The sequence below is a fragment of the Corynebacterium sp. KPL2838 genome, from assembly GCF_040225455.1.
Lineage (GTDB): Bacteria > Actinomycetota > Actinomycetes > Mycobacteriales > Mycobacteriaceae > Corynebacterium > Corynebacterium rhinophilum.
In genome coordinates, this window is sequence record NZ_JBEHFT010000069.1 from 1 (window position 1) to 1,975 (window position 1,975).

Sequence of the window (1,975 nt, forward strand, 5' to 3'; positions counted from 1 at the left end):
ATATCCTGCTCCCCCGCTCCGCGCAGCGCGGCGATGACCTCATCGGGCGGAATCGAACGCGAACCTAGCGCCAAGGACGCCACCGCCAGCACGAGGCTGGCGAGGATGAGGGCAACAAGAAACGTCTTGCGACCCTTTCCCCGCGTCATCACCGGTGTGGCTGTGTGGCTTTCCGTTGTGGACCCCGCCTGGATTTTCTGGCCGCCTTGCGTGGTTGCTGACAATTACAGCTTCTCTTCAAACTTATCCATTGCCCACGGAATGGTCACTGGGTTCGGCATGCTCATCGCGTTGCCGGTATCCGTGTCCAGGTAGCGCACGCGCCCATCCTTGACAATATCCAGGCCCTGGAAGGTCTTATCCTTCTTCAATACATCCGCGGAGCCGTTGTAATCCAGGACAAAGAGGTGCTCAACCTGGTTGAGCTTTGCGTAGTTTTCCGGGGCAATGTCGACGAAGAAACTGCTGCCATCTCCCTTCAACTCTTCGGGGATCTCCATGCCGAGATCCTCGATGAACTGTCCGCGCCCGTCCTCATCGGTGTACAGGCCAATCTTGCCGTCATAAGGCATGACAATCGCCGCGGACTTACCCTGCAATTCGGTGTGCTCGCGGCGGAATTCCTCGAAGGCCTTTTCGGTGTCCTTGATGAGCTTTTCGCCGTCGTCTTCCTTGTCAACGGCGTCCGCGATGGCCTCTACCTGGTCTTCCCAGGGAACCTGCCAGTCTTCATACTCATCCGGCTTGACGGTGGTTGGCGCGATCTCTTCCAAGGATTCCTTCGTGCGCGCATCCACTGCCTGGTTCACCGCAATGATCTTGGTGGGGTCTGCAGCGGTGATCTGCTCAAAGGTCTCCGCGGTAAAGCCCGTTGCGGTGTTGTAGATGACCTCCGGCTTTGCATCGCCCAGAAGCTTCTTTGCCCACGGACCAACGCCGGAAGGATCGCCATCGCCCTCAGCGCCCCACGGCGCCACCGTCACGGGAGTAATACCCAGGGCGAGCAGCGTATCGGCATCACCCAAGCCCAGGCTAGCCACCCGCTCCTCGCTGGCTGCATCGGTGGACTGCGTGCTCTCATCGCCCTCACCGCGCGAGCAACCGGCTAATGCGACGGCTCCGGCGGACAGCAGTGCCACAACACCCATGGTACGGCGCCCAAAAATCTTCATGAGGCTAGCCCTTTCAATCAAGGAGGAAAATAACGTTGCTCATCTTAGACGCCGGCCCAGTGCATAGGCAAGGCTTAGCTTTGTAGGAGTATGTTGGGTGCATGAACTCTTCCCTACAATCGTCGCCGATGCCTGAACACCAACTGATTCCCGTTACCTTGGCCGCCAATAAACAGATCCGGCCGCGCCTGCACCGTTTGACGTTTCACGCCGAGGTCTTCCGGACGTATCAGCTCGCCGGCCCTGATGAATTCTTTGGCCTCGTCATGCCGCAAGCCGGGCAAGAATTCTCACCCTTCCCCGTCGACGGGGTCAATATCCGGGCAGCCGTTGCCGCTATAGGCGAAGAAACTAGGCCCGATCTGCGCTGGTACACCATTCGCGCGCTCCACCCTGAGGACGCCACAGTCGATGTCGACGTGGTGACCCACGGCGATTCCGGGCCCGGGTCGCGATGGATTCGGAGCGCGCAGCCCGGCGATACAGCGGGGTTCTTTACCTGCAACGAGCTGTGGCAGCCAACCGAAGCACCACAACTATTGGTCGCCGATGCCTCCGCACTGCCGGCCCTGCGACATATCCTTGCCTACCAAGAAGGCCGTGACCCGGCGATGCTCGCCCGTACCGACGTTATGGCCGTGGTAACTAGCGATGACGAGATAGAACCTGGGCTCGCGGCCAGGTGGAAAACGAGCGTGCGCAGTCTGAGCGTCCTTCGCACCGAGCCGCACCAGGAAGCGGAATCTGTTGTTGCCGCGCTGAAGGCAGATTATGCCGATGAGGCGATACCGGGGTACGTGTGG

At 59.9% G+C, this 1,975-nt stretch carries 2 protein-coding genes and 1 pseudogene; 1 reads left to right on the plus strand and 2 read right to left on the minus strand.

Annotated features, from left to right (window positions below; all coding sequences use genetic code 11):
* Both ABRP98_RS11660 and ABRP98_RS11665 read right to left on the minus strand, forming a co-directional pair.
* A pseudogene (locus ABRP98_RS11660) lies at positions 1-224 on the minus strand (iron ABC transporter permease); the annotation flags it as partial.
* The gene (locus ABRP98_RS11665) at positions 225-1,172 is read right to left on the minus strand and encodes an ABC transporter substrate-binding protein (RefSeq protein WP_349859351.1); all 948 of its coding nucleotides are present in this window, start codon (positions 1,170-1,172) and stop codon (positions 225-227) included. It lies immediately after the preceding pseudogene.
* Between the two features lie 128 nt (positions 1,173-1,300).
* On the opposite strand from ABRP98_RS11665, the gene ABRP98_RS11670 reads away from it, so the two are divergent.
* The coding region (locus ABRP98_RS11670) for a siderophore-interacting protein (protein WP_349859352.1) at positions 1,301-1,975 on the plus strand (675 nt) is incomplete at its 3' end.

Coding starts and splice junctions, on each gene's coding strand:
- ABRP98_RS11665 (WP_349859351.1), bottom strand. CDS start 1,172: ATGAAGATTTTTGGGCGCCGTACCATGGGTGTTGTGGCACTGCTGTCC.